General features: G+C 68.4%; 3 protein-coding genes and 1 pseudogene. 3 read left to right on the top strand and 1 reads right to left on the bottom strand.

Annotated elements, in window-relative coordinates; genetic code table 11:
* Nucleotides 1-504, bottom strand: a pseudogene (locus AC1D15_RS28555) (hypothetical protein); the annotation flags it as partial.
* A gap of 147 nt (nucleotides 505-651) precedes the next feature.
* Between AC1D15_RS28555 and AC1D15_RS28550 the strand changes: the two are divergent.
* The 3 genes from AC1D15_RS28550 to AC1D15_RS28540 form a co-directional block, all read left to right on the top strand.
* Nucleotides 652-1,329: a CsgG/HfaB family protein gene (locus AC1D15_RS28550; protein WP_477828672.1), complete on the top strand. Its 678-nt coding sequence runs from the start codon at nucleotides 652-654 to the stop codon at nucleotides 1,327-1,329.
* Nucleotides 1,326-1,700: a DUF4810 domain-containing protein gene (locus tag AC1D15_RS28545; RefSeq protein WP_047505115.1), complete on the top strand. Its 375-nt coding sequence runs from the start codon at nucleotides 1,326-1,328 to the stop codon at nucleotides 1,698-1,700. Before AC1D15_RS28550 ends, AC1D15_RS28545 begins: the two co-directional genes overlap by 4 nt.
* Nucleotides 1,697-2,125: GNA1162 family protein (locus AC1D15_RS28540; protein ID WP_477828671.1), on the top strand; the 429-nt coding region annotated here is incomplete at its 3' end. The genes AC1D15_RS28545 and AC1D15_RS28540, both read left to right, overlap by 4 nt.

The raw sequence follows: 2,125 nt of genomic DNA, 5'->3' as shown, positions 1-2,125 counted from the left end.
GCCGTAGATGATGCGGTCGTGCACCACGTAGGGCGCCCCGGCCTCCACCGTCGCGTTCGGGAACATCGAGCGGATGGCCTTGCAGGTCAGCTCGACGATGCCGTGCACCAGCGCCATCGGGTAGCGCAGGCCGAACAGGCTGCGCTCGATGTGGGCGCGCAGCTCATCGAGCTGGCCGCTGGTCCACGGGTGCGTGATGCAGCGCGACTCGTCGTCGGTCAGGGCTCGCGTGCTGGTGCGGCGCAGGAAGATCGGCAGCTCCGGGCGCTGGCGGTGCAGGGCCTGGGCGAGCTTCAGGCTGTCCGGCCCGTCGCAGGGCAGGTCTTCGGCCAGCAGCACGCCGGCCAGGTCCTTGTGCTGGGCCAGCGCGTCCATCGCGTCGGCCGCGGCGCGCGGCACGGTGATGATCCCGAGCGTCTCGCAGAACTTGAGCAGTTCGGGATAGTGCTTCGGATCGTGTTCGAGCAGGAGCACCTTGGCGGCGAGGAAAGCGGTATCGGCCATGGGAGGAGTTATCGGCAGCATGGCAGAGGGCTGAAAGCATCCCCAATCTTTTTGTCGTTCACCGTGCCGATGTGCCGGGGGGCGCTCAATGGCGCGTCAGATAATTCACGGCTTTTCTACCTGCTTCATCCCTTCCAGAGGATTCCCATGTTCCAACGTCCGACAGCCGTTCTCGCGGCTGCATGCGCCTTGTTCATCGCCGGTTGCGCCACCGAAAGCTCCCGCACGCTGGAGGTCGCCAAGGTGCAGGCGGCCGCCGCGCCGTTCAACGGCACGCGCCTGCCGGTCTCGGTCGGCAAGTTCGACAACCGCTCCACCTTCATGCGCGGCGTGTTCTCCGATGGTGTCGACCGCCTCGGCAGCCAGGCCAAGACCACGCTGATCGCGCACCTGCAGCAGTCGCAGCGCTTCTCGGTGCTCGACCGCGACAACATGTCCGAGACCAGCCAGGAGGCCAAGTTGCAGGGCACGGCGCAGAAGCTGCGCGGCGCCTCGTACGTGGTGACCGGCGACATCTCCGAGTTCGGCCGCAAGGAGGTCGGCGACCACCAGCTGTTCGGCCTGTTCGGCCGCGGCAAGACGCAGATCGCCTACGCGAAGATCACGCTGAACATCGTCAACAGCCTGACCGCCGAGGTCGTCTACTCGGCGCGCGGTGCCGGCGAGTACGAGCTGTCGAACCGCGAGGTGCTCGGCTTCGGCGGCACCGCCAGCTACGACGCGACGCTGAACGGCAAGGTGCTCGATCTTGCGATGCGCCAGGCGGTCGACGACCTCGTCACCGCGAAGGACAGTGGTCAGTGGGGCAAGGWGACAGCCAAGTGACAGGGCGCTTCCTTGTCGCCGCCTGTGCGCTGGCGCTGCTGGCCGGCTGCGCGAAGCCGCGCCCGCCGTTGTACCTGTGGGAGTCGTTCCCGCGCCAGCAGTACGACGCGCTGCAGCGCGGCGGCGCCGGCGCGCAGGAGCAGATCGCCGCGCTGGAGGAGCACGTCGTGAAGGCGCGTGCGCAGAATGCCGCGTTGCCGCCCGGCCTGCGGGCCCACCTGGGCATGCTGAAGCTGTCGATCGGCGACCCGGGCGAGGCGCGCCAGCTCTGGCAGGCCGAGAAGCTCGCGTTCCCGGAATCGGCGCCCTACATGGACCAGTTGCTCAAGCGCCTGGACGGCCCCGTGGCCAAGACGGAGAAACCGGCATGACGCGCGTTCGATCCCTCATCCTGTGGGCTGCCGTCGCCGGCGCCGCGCTGCTCGGTGGCTGTGCCACCTCGCCGGCCTACGACTACACGGCCTTCAATCGCGCGAAACCGGCCTCGCTGCTGGTGTTGCCGCCGCTCAACGAGTCGCCCGAGATCAGCGCGACCGCCTCCGTCTGGAGCCAGGCGACCCGGCCGTTGGCCGAAGCGGGCTACTACGTGCTGCCGGTCACGCTGGTCGACGAGACCTTCCGCCAGAACGGCGTGGACACCGCGCACGACGCCCAGGAGGTCTCGCTGAAGAAGCTGCGCGAGTTCTTCGGTGCCGACGCGGCGGTCTACATCAAGGTGCGCAAGTACGGTGCGAGCTACACGGTGCTGGCCAGCGAGACGCGCGTCGAGGTCGAGGCCCGCATCGTCGACCTGCGC

Source organism: Rhizobacter sp. P2_H2, assembly GCF_056403375.1.
This window is presented reverse-complemented; position numbering and strand designations above follow the sequence as displayed.